Raw genomic sequence first — 18,851 nt, forward strand, 5'->3', positions numbered from 1 at the left:
TTATTTAAAAATAGGCAACTAATTTTTCAAATGATGCATTTGTAATTGCTACTTGTAACCGTATACTTAAATGTATAGAATGATAGAGGATACTTTCTATGAAACGGGCACCTCTTTTTCTTTTTGAGCAAAATTGCTCAAAAATTAACAAATTGCTAGTTCAAAATGACGGTAAGGTTTTTGGAAGAGTGGGGAGAATGTAAACGATGGATCAAACGACGATCGGAGAATATATTTTTAAACAATTGATGATGCAAGAGCAATTGCCTGGCAAAGATGATTTTGTACTAAAAACTATGAGTAAGATCAGCGCCAAAAGCCCACGAATGACAGTGAAAATCGAAAAAATTGATGGACAAAGAGAACACCATCACCAAACAGATGGTCCGGAAATTTTATTTGTATTTAGCGGCAAAATGGTTTTTAAAACTTTTAATAAGGAATTTCCTCTTACTAGTGGCAATTTTATCTTTTTTGATCAAGAGACTGAATATACATTATTGCCCTTGCACTGGGGTGATGTTTTAGTGCGGATCAATATGGATGCATCGTTTGAACTCAAAAATTTTTTAGAAAATGTGTATAACACGCGGTTGTCGGTGACGAGCTTGCTCAACAAAATAATCAGTGCTTACGGTAAAGATCATTATGTTATTTTTAATGCACCTAAGGTAGACAATTCAAGTTATGTGATCGACCGAGTATTGATAGAGTACGTTGAACCGAAATTATTATATTGCGATAAAGTTTCTCACTTGCTTGCGATACTAGTATTGTCGTTATTGGAAAATGATTGCTATGTTGACGCGGGCAATGTTAACTTGCAGTCAAAATATCAGATCTCTGATTTTACTAATTATATTGAAAAAAATTTTCAAAATATTTCTTTGAGTTCAATGGCGCGTTTTTTTGGTTATAATCCTAGTTATTTGTCGACTGAACTTAAACAAACTACGGGATATTCATACAAAGAATTAGTCGAAAATGAACGCATGAAACAAGCCATTGAACTTCTGAAAAACCCCGCATATACGATCAACGATATTGTGAATTTTGTCGGGTATACCTCTAAGTCCTTTTTCTATAAAAAGTTTAAGGCTCATTATGAAGTATCACCTGCAAAAATGCGGGAAAAGCTAGCACAAAAATAACGTTGTGTACAATATAACAAGATTATTTTGTTATTTTTTGATAATTCTTTGTTCCTGAATTATTCATACTTTTCCCTTAAGGACTACTTTTTGTTGTTGTCATGCTAGTTCGCATCTTTTTCGTTTTTCACCTGTTGGGTGTACAAAAAGAGCACATCCTGTGCTATTGTAAAGTCGATGAAAACCACAAAGAACAGGAGTGCTCCTTATGTCAACTTTACATCATGAAAAACTTTTATTCAATGACCAGATCAACATTTCTAATGACGGTGGTGAGTTAGCGAACGATGCCGGAACTTTATTAATTGCTGAATTTCTGCACCAAATTCACTTTGACTAGCTCTTAGAAGATAACTTGCATTTTAAAGATGACCGTAAATATTGTACCTTTCCCTTGAACAATTTATTTAAGCAGTTGCTGTTGCAATTGCTAGCAGGATACTGCCAAGATCAGTCGGCTAATACCTTGTCACACGCCGTTGATTTTAAGCTGGTCTTGTCTCAAGCGGTCGCTTCCCAGCCGACACTTTCACGCTTTATCAATCACATTTCAGCGTCTGGGCTCTTTTCAGTCAAATCATTGCTCGGCTCGGTAGCTCACTTTGTTCTTGGGCAGCTAAATCAACATCAGCTGATCCTTGATCTAGATTCGACACATGCCGATACGTTTGGTGACCAAGAAAAGAGTGCTTATAACGGTCACTACCAGACCAACGGTTATCATCCTTTACTAGCCTTTGATGCTTTATCGGGCTGCTTGTTGAATGCTCAATTACGCCCCGGCAATCGCTATACTTCCCAAGGTGCGACTAAATTTTTATTACGGAGCTTACGGGCCTATGACGGATCTTCCCTGGATGTCTTAGTGCGAGGAGATTCTGGTTTCGCAGCTCCAGGGATCTACCATGCGTGTGATAAAAAGCAGGCTAAGTTCGTGATTCGTTTAAAAGCGAACTACCAGCTCCAAAGTCGGGCTGAGCACCTGATCCAAGTGGGTGACCAGGACTTCACCGAAGCTGAAGTCCAATGGCATGTCCTGCGAGACTATTGTCCTCAAAGTTGGTCACGACCTTATCGTGTGATTATTAAATCAACGCGGCCGGCGGGCAACTTTCTGTTTGACCATGAGTTTATCGTGACCAACTTGGAAGAATTAAGCGGTCCACAAGTCTTTGCCCTCTATCACCAACGCGGTTCCATGGAAGACTTGATCAAAGAAGTTAAACGTGGCTTTCACTTTGATAAAACGGACAGTTCTAGTTTTGAGGCCAATGAGTTCCGGATGCTGGTAGCTGGGGTCGCTTATAATATACTGCAAGCCATGAAGAACTTAGTTTTACCAACAAAGCTTAAACACGCTCAGGTCGGGACGATCCGTTTTAAATTACTCCATGTGGCAGCTAAGGTCACGCACCATGCGCGTCAAGTCTGGGTCCATTTATCTCAGACCAATGTGTTCGATAAATTATTTTGGCAGACACTGTTCAAGATTCAAAATCTAAAAATATATCCGCTGTGAACTCACAAAATAAAAAATGTTTTTCTTAGGGAAAGGGTGAAGTCTGTCCTTTTTTAAACAGTCCGACAACAAAACTAACAAAAAGCTGCTTTTTTTACACACTAAAGTAACTTTGCACAAAGTTTTAACTGCAACGAAAAGTATGAATAATTCAGGTGTTATTCGTAATCGATTATTAAAAATTCCAGTTTTTATAAATTTTTTACCTATTAGGCAATCTGTCACGCTGCCAGTTCAATGAAAATATTTTTGAAAGAAATACTTACACAAGACATTTTTTTCTGATAATATGATCACATTGCGCAAAAAGCAGCCAAACGATTCTTCAGCCATAAAACAATTACTAATGTGGAATTAACTTCTTCTAATTGTTATTTGGACAACAGATTTGCCAGACTGCTAGCTATTATTTTTATAAAATACTGCATAATTAAGTAGTATTCAGAAAAGAGAGGTTTTTTAGTGGAATTACCTAAGGCTCAAGTCGAGGTCAAACGACCATGGATGGCGATGGCAGGGATGATGATCGGAGCCTTCGTTGGTATGTTATCAGAAACATCCTTGAATATCGCACTTCCTAATTTAATGGATACTTTTGGTCTGGCAGCAAGTACTGTACAGTGGCTCGTTACAGGGTATATGTTAGTTATTGGGATCATTTTACCTTTTTCAAGCCTGATCACCAAATGGTTTACGACCCGACAAATCGTTATCTTTGGGCTTTTGGATTTTATTATGGGTGCAGTGATCTCAGCACTCGCTCCTAACTTTGCAATATTATTAACAGGCCGCATGATCCAGGGAATTGCAACCGGCTTGATACTACCGTTAATGTTTACAGTCGCAATGGCAGTTTTCCCACCTTATAAGCTTGGAACAGCGATGGGAATGTGTGCTTTGGTAATTATGTTTGCGCCCGCCGTTGGACCAACAGTTACTGGTCTGATTTTAGGTGAACTATCTTGGAATTGGATCTTCTGGCTGTTCGTACCATTCTTAACGATCGCCTTGATTTTAAGTTTGATCGGTCTTGAAAATGTTGGCCACGTTACCAAGCCACATGTTGATATCTTGTCATTGGTCGAATCGATCATTGCCTTTTCTTGCCTTGTAATGGGAGCAAGTTTTGCTTCAGGTCTAGGCTGCTGGACTTCGCCAATCGTTTTAGGAATGCTGGTCGTCGGTGTGCTGGTTCTAGCAGCTTATGTCCACCGTCAATTAAATATTGAAGCACCTGTTTTAAATCTACGCGTTTTTGCCAAGTCATCTTTTGCCAAGGGCACTGCATGTGTCATGGTCGATTTTGCAATCATCTTATCTTCAATGTACTTATTACCGCAATACATTCAACGCGGCATGTTACTAGCTGTAGCTTTCACAGGTATTATTATGTTACCAGGCGGGATCGTTAATGCTATCGTTTCAGCTTTTGCTGGTCGTTTATACGATGCTATCGGTGCCAAGAAACCTGCATCATTAGGTTTCTTGATTGCAGCTATTGGGACCACAATGTTACTTTTTGCCACCAAAGACTCATCGGTCGCATATATCATCAGTGCCCATATAATTTTAATGATCGGTTGTCCCTTAGCTATGTCTCCTTCACAAACGCATGCCTTAAGCTCATTGAAAGGTTTAGAATCAGCTGACGGAAGTACAATTTTGAATACACTCCAGCAAGTGATTGGAGCAATTGCAACAGCCTTAGCAACTAGTTTTCTAGCATTTGGGCAAAATTCATATACAGGAAAAAATGATGCGGCTGCATTTACAAATGGTACTCATTACGGTTTTCTCTTTACCCTCGTTTTGACTATTTTAGGATTGATCATTGCATTGACTTTTAAAGACAAAAAAACAAATAAATAATATTGAAAAAGTTGAGAAAAATTGGCAGCCAAATCAAAGCTGGCTTGTCTTTCTCAGCTTTTTTGTTTACTTTTTATTAATATGGGTTTAGTTTATTCATTAAAAAGTGCACGTTTTGTTTAACAATAACTTAAAAGAAGTGAATAACATGTCAGAAAAAAAGGACCCGCAAAGTTTCAAAAAATTAAGGAAACCAATTCACGGTTACTGTCCTCGCTGCGGCAAACCAATGATGATCAATTACGGTTGGAATTCCTGCCCTAACTGCCATATGATATTTCAATCAAATTTTAAATGATAAGGAAAACGTAAAAAACTCCTAACCGTTTCAGCTAAAGAGAAACAATTAGGAGTTTTTACTAACTAATAAATATCGTTATTTATATTTTAACTTAAGCCAATGACGCACCACTAGTTGCATCGATGTTAGCTTGCTTAATTGCAGGGTCCGAAGTTGAGTCTTCAGTAACAGATGCTCCGCTGACAGCATCTGAGCCCACACCAGCTTGTTCTAAGAAGTAACTGAATGGTTTCAGATCTTGTGCTTGGTATTTTTCAACGAAAACATCGATATCTTCTTGAGAAGATGTTGCTGGATCTAAGAACATATGCTGAGTTGTAAACGGCATTTCATGAGTAAACTTAATGTCTATCAAGACAGGAGCTTCTGTTTGAGAAGCAGCTTTCATCGCTTGTTTGAAATCATCCACAGTCTTAACTGTGTAGGATTCACAACCCAAGCCTTTAGCGGCCATAGCCCAGTCTGTAGCTGGAATATCAACGCCGGATAATGGTTGTTCACTATCATCACGTTGTTCAGCCTCGATGAAACCGAGCGTTTCGTTACTGAAAACGATGTTAACGATATGCAAGTTGTATTTAACCTGAGTCAATAATTCTTCCATTAGCATTGCAAAACCGCCATCACCATTCAAACTGTACACATCACGATGAGGGTATGCGATCTTAGCGGCAATTGCCGCTGGCAAACCATAGCCCATAGTTGCATACTGACCAGAAGTAGTCCACTTCTGATCACCGTGAATATCAACTAAACGTTCGAAATTGATATTAACAACATCAACAGCAAAAACAGCTCTGTCACTAGCAGTCTTATTGATCACATCAAAGACTGGTTCTGGACGTAAAGGAACTTCTTGACTGGTCTTGAAGCTATCTTGCCATTCAACCCAGTTTTGCTTATTGGCAACAGCTGCGTTGTAGAATGGTCTGTCTTCAACTTTATCACCAGCTTTGACCAAGGCGGCCAAAGCCTTCTTAGCATCTGCTAAAACGGGTACATCAACTGAATGACGTTTACCGATTTTTTCATTATCAACATCGATTTGAATCATCTTAGCTGAGTTATTAAACAAGTACAAACTAAATGGTGAGTCTGTGCCGACCCAAACGATCAGATCCGTTGCAAATCCAAGTTCTGCACCTGGTTTAGGAGCAACACGACCGGATGAGCCAAGGTATGCTGGATAATTTTCATCAAAGATACCCTTGGCCAAAACAGATGAGATCAGCGGCATTTTATATTTTTCTGACAATGCTTTTAATTCAGCAGCAGCATGCTTTGCACCAATGCCAAAGTAGATGATCGGATTCTTAGCTGCTTTGATCAACTTAGCTGCTTCAGCAATTTTTTCTGCTTGTGGTTCTGGATACAATGGAGCAACATGGTTTTTAGCGTTTGAAACGTATGTGTCAGGGATCGAAGCCCAGCCAAAGTCCTTAGGAATAGTGACAACTGCTACACCACTGTGCTTGTATGCCTGACGAATAGCTTCATCGATCATACCTGGTAAACTTTCAGCAGACATAGCCGTTTTATTCCAAACAGCAACATCATCAAACATTGGCTCTTCATTCATCGCTTGGAAAAAATCAATGTTCATCTTTTTAGAAGGAACTTGAGCAACGAGCGCCAAAAGCGGTGTATGGTCATGTTTAGCATCATATAAACCATTCATTAAATGAACAGCGCCTGGACCAGCTGAACCAAAACAAACACCGATCTTACCTGTCAACTTAGAATCTGCCGCTGCTGCCAAAGCACCAGCTTCTTCATGGCGAACCTGAATAAATTTAATTTTGTTACTTTGGTTGTACAAAGCGTTCATTGTCGAATCAAATGAACCACCCGGATAACCATAAATATGATCGCCGCCCCACTCTTCAATGACTTTTAAAACTGCATCTGAACCACTGATCATTTCAGTCATAAAAAATCTCTCTCTTTCGTGTTTTAAAATTAAAACATTCGCTTGATAAAACGCCTTTAAAAACAAACAGATCCCTAGGTAAATCGTTTTTTCTTTAAACCAGCCGTACAAGCTAACGTTTTCATTAACCACAATTAATAATAATGCGTTTTCATAAAATCAACAATGACAATTTTATTGTTGCATAGGTACTCTTTTCCTAGATGAAAAAATATTTTAGCCTACTAAAAGAGCATTATGTTTTGCACTATCATTACCAAATAGGTTTTTATCTACACTTTTTTAATATTTTTAAAACAACCTGAATTATTCATACTTTTCGTTGCAGTTAAAACTTTGTGCAAAGTTACTTTAGTGTGTAAAAAAAGCAGCTTTTTGTTAGTTTTGTTGTCGGACTGTTTAAAAAAGGACAGACTTCACCCTTTCCCTAAGAAAAACATTTTTTATTTTGTGAGTTCACAGCGGATATATTTTTAGATTTTGAATCTTGAACAGTGTCTGCCAAAATAATTTATCGAACACATTGGTCTGAGATAAATGGACCCAGACTTGACGCGCATGGTGCGTGACCTTAGCTGCCACATGGAGTAATTTAAAACGGATCGTCCCGACCTGAGCGTGTTTAAGCTTTGTTGGTAAAACTAAGTTCTTCATGGCTTGCAGTATATTATAAGCGACCCCAGCTACCAGCATCCGGAACTCATTGGCCTCAAAACTAGAACTGTCCGTTTTATCAAAGTGAAAGCCACGTTTAACTTCTTTGATCAAGTCTTCCATGGAACCGCGTTGGTGATAGAGGGCAAAGACTTGTGGACCGCTTAATTCTTCCAAGTTGGTCACGATAAACTCATGGTCAAACAGAAAGTTGCCCGCCGGCCGCGTTGATTTAATAATCACACGATAAGGTCGTGACCAACTTTGAGGACAATAGTCTCGCAGGACATGCCATTGGACTTCAGCTTCGGTGAAGTCCTGGTCACCCACTTGGATCAGGTGCTCAGCCCGACTTTGGAGCTGGTAGTTCGCTTTTAAACGAATCACGAACTTAGCCTGCTTTTTATCACACGCATGGTAGATCCCTGGAGCTGCGAAACCAGAATCTCCTCGCACTAAGACATCCAGGGAAGATCCGTCATAGGCCCGTAAGCTCCGTAATAAAAATTTAGTCGCACCTTGGGAAGTATAGCGATTGCCGGGGCGTAATTGAGCATTCAACAAGCAGCCCGATAAAGCATCAAAGGCTAGTAAAGGATGATAACCGTTGGTCTGGTAGTGACCGTTATAAGCACTCTTTTCTTGGTCACCAAACGTATCGGCATGTGTCGAATCTAGATCAAGGATCAGCTGATGTTGATTTAGCTGCCCAAGAACAAAGTGAGCTACCGAGCCGAGCAATGATTTGACTGAAAAGAGCCCAGACGCTGAAATGTGATTGATAAAGCGTGAAAGTGTCGGCTGGGAAGCGACCGCTTGAGACAAGACCAGCTTAAAATCAACGGCGTGTGACAAGGTATTAGCCGACTGATCTTGGCAGTATCCTGCTAGCAATTGCAACAGCAACTGCTTAAATAAATTGTTCAAGGGAAAGGTACAATATTTACGGTCATCTTTAAAATGCAAGTTATCTTCTAAGAGCTAGTCAAAGTGAATTTGGTGCAGAAATTCAGCAATTAATAAAGTTCCGGCATCGTTCGCTAACTCACCACCGTCATTAGAAATGTTGATCTGGTCATTGAATAAAAGTTTTTCATGATGTAAAGTTGACATAAGGAGCACTCCTGTTCTTTGTGGTTTTCATCGACTTTACAATAGCACAGGATGTGCTCTTTTTGTACACCCAACAGGTGAAAAACGAAAAAGATGCGAACTAGCATGACAACAACAAAAAGTAGTCCTTAAGGGAAAAGTATGAATAATTCAGGTAACATAAGCATTATTAATTTTTATTATTTCTGATGTGAAAACACTCATTTTAACTTTAAGTCAGTGCTTTAAGAGCTTTATGTAGTAATATCCATATTTAAAATCATTTTTTTTAATGAAAAAGAGGCTTGACTTTATAATTTCAAGGCGTTAAATTAGTTTATAATTAGATTAGAATGAAAATATGTTGAAGAGGATCATCATAGACCATGATTGAGACAGAGAGGTTTTTTTAGCTGAGAGAAACTGAATGGGTCATTGATATCTCGCCTCTGAACAGTGAAAGCGAAATTTTTTAGTAACTTTTGATGGCCATCCACCATTATTGGGATATATGTTGCAGTTGTTGTGACATTGTTAAGATTCTACCCGATCAGTAGAATAAAGATAGGTGGTACCGCGCCAAAACGCCCTATGAAGTCTAGGTGGCTTCATAGAGCGTTTTTACTTACTAAAACAAAAACGATTTTTATTATTTATTCTAAATTAATACATAGTGAGCAGGAGGAGAAAAAATGACCAATGTTTGGAAAAAAATGACACGAAAAGAAGATCCAAAAGTATATAAGAGTAAGGATGAACATTTGTTACAAGTTCTAGAGGTCAAGGATTTTCTTGCTTTGGGTGTTGGAACGATCGTTTCAACTTCAATTTTTACGTTGCCAGGGGTAGTTGCTGCTAAGCATGCGGGACCTGCCGTAGCACTTTCTTTTTTGGCAGCTGCAGTAGTTGCTGCTTTAGTTGCTTTTGCCTATGCGGAAATGTCTTCTACAATGCCATTTGCCGGATCGGCGTATTCTTGGATCAACGTTGTTTTTGGAGAAGGTTTTGGCTGGATCGCCGGCTGGGCACTGTTGGCAGAATATTTTATTGCTGTGGCATTTGTCGGTTCAGGTTTATCGGCTAACCTTCGTGGACTGTTGTCTCCTCTAGGATTAAAATTACCGGCACAGCTTTCTAACACGCTTGGTACGAATGGCGGGTGGTTTGATCTGCTTGCGATCATAGCACTGCTGATCGTTTCTTTTGTTTTATCGCGTGGGGCCTCTGAGGCAGCTCGAGTTGAAAATGTGTTAGTTGTACTTAAAGTTTTGGCAGTCTTGACATTTTTAGTAGTAGGGGTTACTGCCATTAAAGGTTCAAATTATGTACCTTTTATTCCTAAGTATCATCCGAATCCTGATGGAACAGCTTTTGGCGGATGGCAAGGGATCTATGCTGGTGTTTCCTCTATTTTCTTATCATATGTCGGCTTTGATTCTATTGCTTCTAATGCTGCTGAGGCTAAAAATCCCTCGAAGACAATGCCGCGTGGAATCCTAGGCTCATTAGTGATTGCCGTTGTTTTGTTCGTTGCAGTTGCTTTAGTTTTGGTCGGAATGTTTAAGTATTCTAACTATACTAACAATGCAGAACCTGTTGGTTGGGCTTTGCGTCATGCTGAACACCCGATCGTAGCGATAGTTGTTCAAGCGATCGCCGTTGTCGGGATGTTTACAGCCTTGATCGGGATGATGTTAGCTGGTTCTCGTTTACTGTATTCATTTGGCCGTGACGGTATGTTGCCAAAGTGGTTGGGGCAATTGAATAAGAACAACTTGCCAAATCATGCTTTGCTTTTCTTGACAGTGATCTCTGTTATCATTGGGGCGGTTTTGCCATTTGTGACTTTATCTCAATTAATTTCTGCAGGGACGCTGATCGCCTTTATGTTTGTGTCATTAGGAATTTATCGTTTACGTCCACGCGAAGGTAAGGATCTTCCTGAAGCAGGTTTCAAAATGCCCTGGTATCCAGCGATGCCGGCACTTGCTTTTTTGGGTTCATTTATCGTTTTTATGGGCTTAGATAAACAAGCTAAAATTTATTCGTTAGCTTGGTTTGTGATCGGTATTTTGATTTACCTATTTTATGGAATGAATAATTCAAGTTTGAACAATAAAGAAGAACAAGATTAGGAGGTAATTTATATGGAGACGAATGAAAAAATTTTAGCAAGCGAAAGTCAGGCTTTGGCTCCTCAACGGGTACAGTATTATGATATTGCGATCGAATCTGGACAGGGCGCACTTTTACGTGATGCAAACGGCAAGGAATATATTGACTTGCTGGCTAGTGCGTCTTCGACGAATACAGGACATGCCCACCCCCATATCGTGGAAGCTATCTCGCAACAAGCAAGTAAGTTGATCCAATATACACCAGCTTATTTTGCTAATATCCCAGCTGCCAAACTAGCCGATCGTTTATGTAAACTAGCACCGATCTCTGGACCAGTTAAGTTAAGCTGGGGCAATTCCGGATCTGATGCAAATGATGCGATCATCAAGTTTGTACGTGGGTATACTGGTAGGCAATATTTGGTCAGCTTCACGGGTGCTTATCATGGGTCTACTTATGGTTCAATGAGTATGTCGAGCTGCAGTTTGAATATGGCTCGCAAGATGGGACCGATGTTGCCGGGAGTCGTTAAAGTTCCATACCCGGATGCATGGGCTAAGTTACCAGACGAAACGGAAGATGATTTTGTCGAGCGGATGTTTGCTGTTTTCAAGTTGCCGTTTGAAACGTACCTTCCAGCAGAAGAAACGGCGGTAATATTGATCGAACCGATTCAAGGCGATGGTGGGATCACAAAAGCACCACAGAAGTTTATGGAAAAAGTTTACCAATTTGCACATGAAAATGGGATCTTATTCGCTGTGGATGAGATCAATCAAGGAATGGGACGGACTGGTAAATGGTGGTCCATTCAGAACTTTCCTGGTATTGAACCAGATTTGATGAGTGTGGGTAAGTCGCTGGCATCTGGCTTGCCGCTGAGTGCAGTTATTGGGCGGGCCGATATTATGGATAGCTTAGGTTCACCAGCTAATGTTTATACGACTGCTGGTAATCCAGTCACGACGGCCGCTTCTTTGGCTACCCTAGATGTGATCGAGGATGAACATTTAGTAGAACGATCAGCTCGTTTAGGAAAAGTAGCTCAAGATTTCTTCGCTAAGGAAAAAGAAAAGTATCAATTTATTGGCCAAGTTCGGATGTATGGTTTAGATGGTGGGATCGATATTGTTGATCCAAAAACAGGAGCAGCAGATCGTGTGGCAACCACTAAAGTTATTTATAGAATGTTTGAATTAGGTGTGTTGATCATTAGTCTTAAGGACAATGTTCTCCGTTTCCAGCCACCGCTGGTTATTACAGACGAACAGTTGGATCAAGCGTTCAAAATAATGGACCAGGCATTTAGTGACCTGCAAGAAGGCAAGTTAAGTTTGCCAGAAAATGCGAAAAAAGATCGGGTGGTAAAGAGAAGAAAGCAGAGCATGATGACCTAAAGTTGGTTAGGCGCAGTCTTTTGCCATGCGGAGCTGTTCTGAGCTAGGTAGCAATAAGGCGAGCTTTTTTCAGCGTTTTGCACTAAATAGTTAAATTTAGCCTAAAAGCGGTCAATCAAAAACTAATCAAGTATAATATATATATGTAGAAATAAGTTTGAATAACAAGCGAGGCAAAAGATGAAATTTTCAACCATAGTTATTTTTGCATTTGTATTTACCGTTGATGTCTGGGCTCTGATCCACGATATTCAGCATTTTCGCAGTAAAACTGATGAACTAGGCAAACCAAGTTCAAAAAAACGCCAGTCGATAACTAAAGTTAATATTGCGATCGATGTGTTTTTAATGGTGATCATGTTATGGTATATAATTTCTGGTGTTTCACAACAATAATTGTAGTTGCTTTAGGTCCCTGATCCGTAGAGACCTAAGGCTTTTTTATTGAGAAATGGACGGTTGGAAAAGTGTGGCTATTTTGCTTGACGGCACACCGAAACTTGCGTACTGTTAAATAATAAGGCCGTTAGGGTAAGAAAATCTTTTGCCGTATGCACCTGACTAAACTATCTGGAGGGTTATTACATGCGTAATTTTTACTTTAATCATGATGGAAATGTCGATGATTTAGTTTCACTGTTACTGTTATTACAAATGCCAGATGTTAATTTGTTAGGGGTCGGGGTGACCGATGCTGATGGGTACGTTGACCCGGCTTCTTCTGCTTCACGTAAGATCATTGATCGTTTTGGTCATGCTGACCGCAAACCAGCTGATGTAGCTAAATCGAATTCGCGGGCTAAACATCAGTTTCCGGATACTTGGCGGTTAAGTGCCTTTTCGTTTGACGATTTCCCGTTGTTAAATGAAAATGGCGGACAAATACAAACGCCGCTAGCTGAGAAACCTGGGCACTTGGACATGATCGATAAACTGCAAAATTCTGCCAAAAAAGTAACTTTGGTCATGACGGGGCCCCTGACAGATCTGGCCCGCGCCTTAAAAGTTGATCCTACAATCACGGAAAAAATTGACAAACTCTATTGGATGGGCGGCGCTTTAGGCAGTCAAGGGAACGTAGCCGCGCCTGGAGCTGACGATACAATGGAATGGAATGCATACTGGGACGCAGAAGCTGTGAAGACCGTCTGGGATTCCAATATTGAAATTGTCATGGTGGGTCTTGATAGTACTGACCAGGTCCCTTTGACTTCGGAGTTGCGTTTACGATGGGCTGCACAAAGGTCATATCCTGCACTTGATCTGATCGGCCAAGGATATTCATTGGTTCACTCATTTGAAGCAAACTCGATCTATTATTTATGGGATGTTTTGACAACCTTAAGCAGCCGCTATCCTGAATTAATTGAGTCCAAGCGGGTCAAGACTGATGTTATTACCACCGGCTCTTCTGAAGGACGGACATTTCAAACTGATAAGGGCAGGGAAGTTACTTTTGTTACCAGTGTTGATGCTGCCGCATTTTATGACAAAATCGATGAATTAGCAAAATTAGCTCCTAGCAAATAAAAGACTGTTACAGACTAGCAAATTATGACGATAAAATTTAAGTACGCACTTGTTTTAGAACTATGCGTGTTTTTTACCTGAAAGCAGAGCTCTTTAGATTTATTTGTAACTTAAATAAGCAGGCACTATTAGTTTTTGTGTGGATAATTTTGAGAAGAAAAAATTTTTCTTTTCCAAAAGGCTATTTAAAAGTCTTTATTTGATTTTAAATCTGAATTTTGTCTATAAAATTTTAAGTAAAATCCATGGATAAATATTAAGAAAACCTTAAGATAGGTAGTGACCAGACATATAATTCGGACTTGTTATGAATATGTGTTAAGGTAATCTTAATGATTCGGCTGTAACATTTTTGTAATGTTGGACCACAAGTTCGTTTTATAGTTATTTTACAGCGTGGCCGATCAAAGCTAATAAAGCATCGATTGGTCTCTTTTTGTATCATGTTTTTCATTTTATTCAGTAAGGTATACGGTAGGCAATAAACTATAATAACGAAGGTTCTGTAGACAGTTCAAGTCTTTTTTATTCGAGCAGAAAGGCCAGTTATCAGGCTGGCCTGACGAATATCAACTGCTAGGGCAGTGTAGGGTGTACTAAACATTTTTCAGCCGATGGTTCTTAATTGTTTATCAGGTACACCAAACACTTCGCAGCATAAGAAAGCACGGATTTATTGGAGGCATGTAATGACAGAAAAAGTTAAAGTCAAACATTTAACTAAAATATTTGGCAAACAGATCTCTCAGGCCAAGGAACTCCTTCAACAAGGTAAGAACAAAGAGGAGATCCTTGCTCAAACTGGTTGTACAGTTGGTGTCAGTGACGCTAATTTTTCAATTAATGAAGGAGAGATCTTTGTTGTCATGGGTCTATCCGGTAGTGGTAAATCAACACTGATCCGGATGATCAATCGTTTGATCGATTCGACTGATGGAGACGTCGAAATTGATGGCCAAAGTGTGATGGATCTAGACAAAGAAGGTTTGCGTAAACTACGCCAAGATAAGTTCGGGATGGTTTTTCAAAACTTCGCCTTGTTCCCACACTTGACAGTTCTGCAGAATGCGGAATATGGATTAGCACTAAAAAAAGTTGACCAGGAAACACAAGAAAAAAAGGCCAAGGATGCTTTGAATCTAGTTGGTTTGAATGGGTACGATCAACAATACCCTGACCAATTATCCGGTGGGATGCAACAGCGTGTCGGTTTAGCACGGGCAATTGCCAATGATGCCGAGATCTTACTAATGGATGAAGCTTTTTCTGCCTTGGATCCATTGTACCGGAAAGAAATGCAGGATCTCTTGTTACAGATTCAAGAAAAAATGCATAAGACAGTTATTTTCATTGGACATGATTTAAACGAAGCCTTGAAATTGGGCGATCGGATCATGATCATGCGTGACGGTGTAGTTCAACAGATCGGTGAACCTGAAGATATCTTGACGCATCCGGCTAATGATTATGTTGAACGCTTTATTGAAGGTGTTGACCGGACCCAAGTTCTGACGGCCAGCAGCGTCATGGCTAAAGCACAGGTGGTCAACATTGCTAAAGCTGGTCCGCGAGTTGCTTTACGCCGCATGCGTGAAAATGATATTTCTTCGATCTATGTGGTCGATAACGAAAACAGGTTCGTCGGCTTCGCTGACGCGCATGATGTTTCGGACCTGATCAAGAAAAACAGTAAAGATTTACGGTCTGTTTTGAAGACGGATGTGCCCAAGACTCATGCTGATACACCGATCAATGATCTGATCAATGATATTTCGAAGACTCCGATTCCGTATATCGTGGTCGATGATGATGATCATTTGCTGGGTATTATCTTGCGTGGGACAGTCTTGGCTGCTATTTCTGGGGAAGAGGTGAGCGTTTAATGAAGGGTATCGGAGCATTACCATTAGCCGATTGGATCAACGCTGGTGTTGATTGGCTAAGTAAATTTACAGGATTTTTCAACAGTATTACGGCTTTTTTCCAGGCCATCATTGACGCGATCCAATGGGTCTTTGATTTGTTGCCGGAATGGTTATTTATCATTGTCATTTTGGCTTTAACGTATTGGGTCAAGAAAGACCAAAAGAAATTGGGTTTCATGATTTTCGAAGTTTTGGGTCTTTTATTGATCTGGAACTTAGGGTATTGGCGTGATATGACACAGACCCTGACTTTGGTCTTGTCGTCAAGTTTGATCGCGATCGTCATCGGGATCCCGCTGGGGATCTGGATGGCTAAGAGTAATAAGGCTGAAGTTGTGATCAAACCGATCTTGGACTTCATGCAGACTCTGCCAGCCTTTGTTTACCTGATCCCAGCTGTCGCCTTCTTTGGGATCGGGATGGTTCCTGGTGTCTTGGCATCTGTGATCTTCGCAATGCCACCGACAGTTCGAATGACCAACTTGGGTATCCGTCAGGTCCCAGCAGACTTGATCGAAGCTGCTGATTCATTTGGTTCGACTAGTTGGCAAAAATTGATCGGGCTGCAGTTGCCAATGGCTAAGACAACGATCATGTCCGGTGTTAACCAGACAATGATGCTTGGCCTTTCCATGGTTGTTATTGCGTCGATGATCGGTGCGCTTGGTTTGGGTACGCAGGTTTACTTCGCTGTTGGACGTAACGATGCTGGTGCAGGTTTTGCTGCAGGGATCGCGGTGGTTATCGTCGCTATTATATTGGATCGGATCACACAATCGTTCAACCAGACATCTAGATAAGGGGTGATCATAGTGAAGAAAAAAATCCTCCGTTATCTAAAATTAGCAGCCGCGACTTTAGGCTTGGCGGTAGTTGTTAGTGCTTGTGCCAAACCGCCCGAATATAATTCGCATAAAAAATTAGGGTCTCAGATCAACTATACGATCACAGGGATCGAAGCTGGTGCGGGTATTACTGATAGTACTGAAACGGCATTGAGTAAGTACCATCTGAAAAGCGCAAATTGGCAACTTATGCCAAGTTCTACTGCTGCCATGGTAAGTACATTGGATAAGGCTATTAAAAATAAAGAGCCGATCGTAGTGACAGGGTGGCAGCCGCACTGGATGTTCGCCAAATATCCGCTGAAATTCTTAGATGATCCTAAACATGCTTATGGCAAGGGTGAATCAATTCGGACTATTACTCGAAAGGGATTTAGACAAGATAATCCAGGTGCCAACAAGTTCTTAGAGAATTTCCACTGGTCGCTTAAAATGTCTAATCCATTAATGATGAAAATCAATAACGGTATGGATAAACAAAAAGCCGTTGATGAATTTATTAAGGACCATCCTAAGCAAGTCAAAGAGTGGCTAAAGGATGTGCCTGATGGAAAGAACAAGAAAATCAAAATCGGGTATACTCCATATGATTATGAAATAGCTGCTACTACCCTAGTCACGACTCTTTTGAAACAAAAGGGGTATGACGCAACGATGAAGCAGCTTGATGTTGGTATTATGTGGAGTGCGATCTCTAGTGGTAAATTGGATGCTACAGTTACGGTCGAACTTCCTGTGACACATAAGTTATATGCTAAGAAATATAAGGGTAAATATGTTGAAGTTAGGAAAAATCTGGAGCATGCTAAAACTGGATTGGCTGTGCCGAAGTATATGAAGAGTATTAATACTATCGATGATTTAAAAAACAAATAAGAATAAGGTTGATGCAAAAAGTATTAGCGGATCACCCTGAAATGTAACCTGGCTGTTAACGATTCATTACTTTCTTACTATTCTGAAGTTGAGGATATTACTAAGGATATTTTATTCTTGGCAAGTGACAAAGCTAAGACAATTACCGGAACAGAATTAGTAATTGATCATAATAGCCTACTATTTAAAAATATAAGACTTGTGAAAAGATATCCTGCAAATGTAAAGGGGTATCTTTTCTTTTGGGTCTAAACTTTTTGGTGTTGATGAACGTTCATCAGCACTATTTTTGTACAAAAAAGGACATCATTTGTCCTCATATGCTACGATTAAAGCGACAAAACCAAATCAAAGCGAGGTATAAATGATGTCCCAAACTGATTCTATCCTAAATTTACTCAATATCCAAGACCCAAATATCAAAATTTCAGCTTGTACTGATTTTTCACAGGCCGGAGTTCACGAAAAACTGCTTTCAGCTACGCTGACTTACCCCGTCGAACGCTGTGTTAATTGTGGTTCCACGAATATCGTTCAGAATGGGACCCGCCTGACCAAGATGAGACTACCCAGCCTAGGTGAACAACCGCTCCGCATGAACTTGCGCAAACAGCTTTATCTGTGCCGAACTTGCCACCATACTTTTAGCGCGCAGACGCAGCTCGCTCCACCTCGGCACTCGATCACCCGCCAAGCAGTCCACGAAATCGCGACTTTAGCTAAGAACTCACTGCCAGTCAAGACGATCAGCCAGGCCGTGGGGATCTCAGCTTCCTCGGTTCAACGGATCTTGTATAAGGATCAGCGGGCTTTAGTAACGCCAAAAGAGCTGCCGACAGCTCTCAGCTTTGACGAATTTCGTTCAACTAAGAACTGCTTTTCTTTTATCTGCATTGACGCAAAAACCCATGATTTGGTCACCTTATTGCCAGATCGTTTCTCGCAGACGATCCGCGAGTATTTCACCAATACTTATACACTTTCTGAGCGTCAAAAAGTTCAACTGGTGACCATGGATCTGAATGCGCAGTATCAGACTTTCGTCCGTCGTCTTTTTCCTAACGCACTGATCGTCTTTGACCGTTTCCATATTGTTCAGTTAGCGGGTCGGGCACTTGACCATGAACGGCTGCGTGTTTTAAAAGGGATCAACGACCACCACGACCGCAACTATAAAGTTTTAAAAAGCAACTGGCGCTTATTCCACTTAGCTGAAAATCAACTTGAGACCTCCCAGGTTAAATATTATCGGGGATTAAATGAATACACGACTGCCCAAAATGTGGTCGATCTGGGACTCAAGAATTTTCCACAGTTCGCAGAAAACTATCAGACCTATCAAACGATCTTAACCTTTATTCGCAACCGCGATCGGGCTACTTTACAACAATTAGTTATGAACTACCGTCCCAATGGTACTGAAATGGATACCGTCATGAGGACCATTCAAAAGAACTACTTAGGGATCAGGAACGCTTGTCTCTATGACTACTCTAATGGGCCGTTAGAGGGGATCAATCGCAAGATCAAAGAACTTAAACGTAGCTGTTACGGATTCAGTAACTTAAGGCATTTCTTTATCCGCATCAAATTGATCCATGCCTAAGATAAAAAATTTAGGTCAACACTGTGGGAGGCAGGTGC

At 40.5% G+C, this 18,851-nt stretch carries 10 protein-coding genes and 3 pseudogenes; 11 read left to right on the plus strand and 2 right to left on the minus strand.

The window, feature by feature from the left end; all coding sequences use genetic code 11:
- The first annotated feature begins 206 nt into the window (after positions 1–206).
- The 3 genes and pseudogenes from BQ5903_RS01180 to BQ5903_RS01190 all read left to right on the plus strand — a co-directional run bounded on the left by BQ5903_RS01180 (position 207) and on the right by BQ5903_RS01190 (position 4,539).
- A complete protein-coding gene (locus tag BQ5903_RS01180; RefSeq protein ID WP_079578464.1) occupies positions 207–1,151 on the plus strand; it encodes an AraC family transcriptional regulator in 945 nt (314 codons plus the stop codon).
- A 208-nt stretch (positions 1,152–1,359) separates the two neighbouring features.
- Positions 1,360–2,670 (plus strand): annotated as a pseudogene (locus tag BQ5903_RS01185) (IS1380 family transposase).
- 504 nt (positions 2,671–3,174) lie between these two features.
- Positions 3,175–4,539, plus strand: coding sequence for a DHA2 family efflux MFS transporter permease subunit (locus BQ5903_RS01190; RefSeq protein WP_154022050.1), 1,365 nt, complete (start codon positions 3,175–3,177; stop codon positions 4,537–4,539).
- 392 nt (positions 4,540–4,931) lie between these two features.
- On the opposite strand, the gene spxB is transcribed toward BQ5903_RS01190, so the two are convergent.
- Both spxB and BQ5903_RS01200 read right to left on the minus strand, forming a co-directional pair.
- On the minus strand, positions 4,932–6,770 hold the full coding sequence (spxB, locus tag BQ5903_RS01195; protein ID WP_079578470.1) for a pyruvate oxidase: 1,839 nt from the start codon (positions 6,768–6,770) through the stop codon (positions 4,932–4,934).
- A 456-nt stretch (positions 6,771–7,226) separates the two neighbouring features.
- Positions 7,227–8,537: pseudogene (locus BQ5903_RS01200) on the minus strand (IS1380 family transposase).
- A 671-nt stretch (positions 8,538–9,208) separates the two neighbouring features.
- Here BQ5903_RS01200 and BQ5903_RS01205 point away from each other — a divergent pair.
- The 8 genes and pseudogenes from BQ5903_RS01205 to BQ5903_RS01240 all read left to right on the plus strand — a co-directional run bounded on the left by BQ5903_RS01205 (position 9,209) and on the right by BQ5903_RS01240 (position 18,813).
- Positions 9,209–10,651: an APC family permease gene (locus BQ5903_RS01205; RefSeq protein ID WP_079578472.1), complete on the plus strand. Its 1,443-nt coding sequence runs from the start codon at positions 9,209–9,211 to the stop codon at positions 10,649–10,651.
- 12 nt (positions 10,652–10,663) lie between these two features.
- A pseudogene (locus BQ5903_RS01210) lies at positions 10,664–12,002 on the plus strand (aspartate aminotransferase family protein).
- A gap of 209 nt (positions 12,003–12,211) precedes the next feature.
- The gene (locus BQ5903_RS01215; protein ID WP_056972612.1) at positions 12,212–12,427 is read left to right on the plus strand and encodes a hypothetical protein; all 216 of its coding nucleotides are present in this window, start codon (positions 12,212–12,214) and stop codon (positions 12,425–12,427) included.
- A 189-nt stretch (positions 12,428–12,616) separates the two neighbouring features.
- Complete coding sequence (locus BQ5903_RS01220; protein ID WP_079578476.1) at positions 12,617–13,561, plus strand: nucleoside hydrolase; 945 nt, start codon at positions 12,617–12,619, stop codon at positions 13,559–13,561.
- 689 nt (positions 13,562–14,250) lie between these two features.
- Complete coding sequence (locus BQ5903_RS01225) at positions 14,251–15,444, plus strand: quaternary amine ABC transporter ATP-binding protein (protein ID WP_079578478.1); 1,194 nt, start codon at positions 14,251–14,253, stop codon at positions 15,442–15,444.
- A complete protein-coding gene (locus BQ5903_RS01230) occupies positions 15,444–16,286 on the plus strand; it encodes an ABC transporter permease (protein ID WP_079578480.1) in 843 nt (280 codons plus the stop codon). The genes BQ5903_RS01225 and BQ5903_RS01230 overlap by 1 nt, the downstream gene beginning before the upstream one ends.
- 12 nt (positions 16,287–16,298) lie before the next feature.
- Entirely contained in the window at positions 16,299–17,207 is a 909-nt protein-coding gene (locus BQ5903_RS01235) for a glycine betaine ABC transporter substrate-binding protein (protein ID WP_010499917.1), read from the plus strand.
- Positions 17,208–17,571: 364 nt separating this feature from the next.
- Positions 17,572–18,813 (plus strand): ISL3 family transposase, encoded by a 1,242-nt coding sequence (locus BQ5903_RS01240; protein WP_079578482.1) that lies wholly within the window; start codon positions 17,572–17,574, stop codon positions 18,811–18,813.
- Positions 18,814–18,851: the final 38 nt, after the last annotated feature.

It is taken from the genome of Ligilactobacillus acidipiscis, from assembly GCF_900116935.1.
GTDB lineage: Bacteria > Bacillota > Bacilli > Lactobacillales > Lactobacillaceae > Ligilactobacillus > Ligilactobacillus acidipiscis.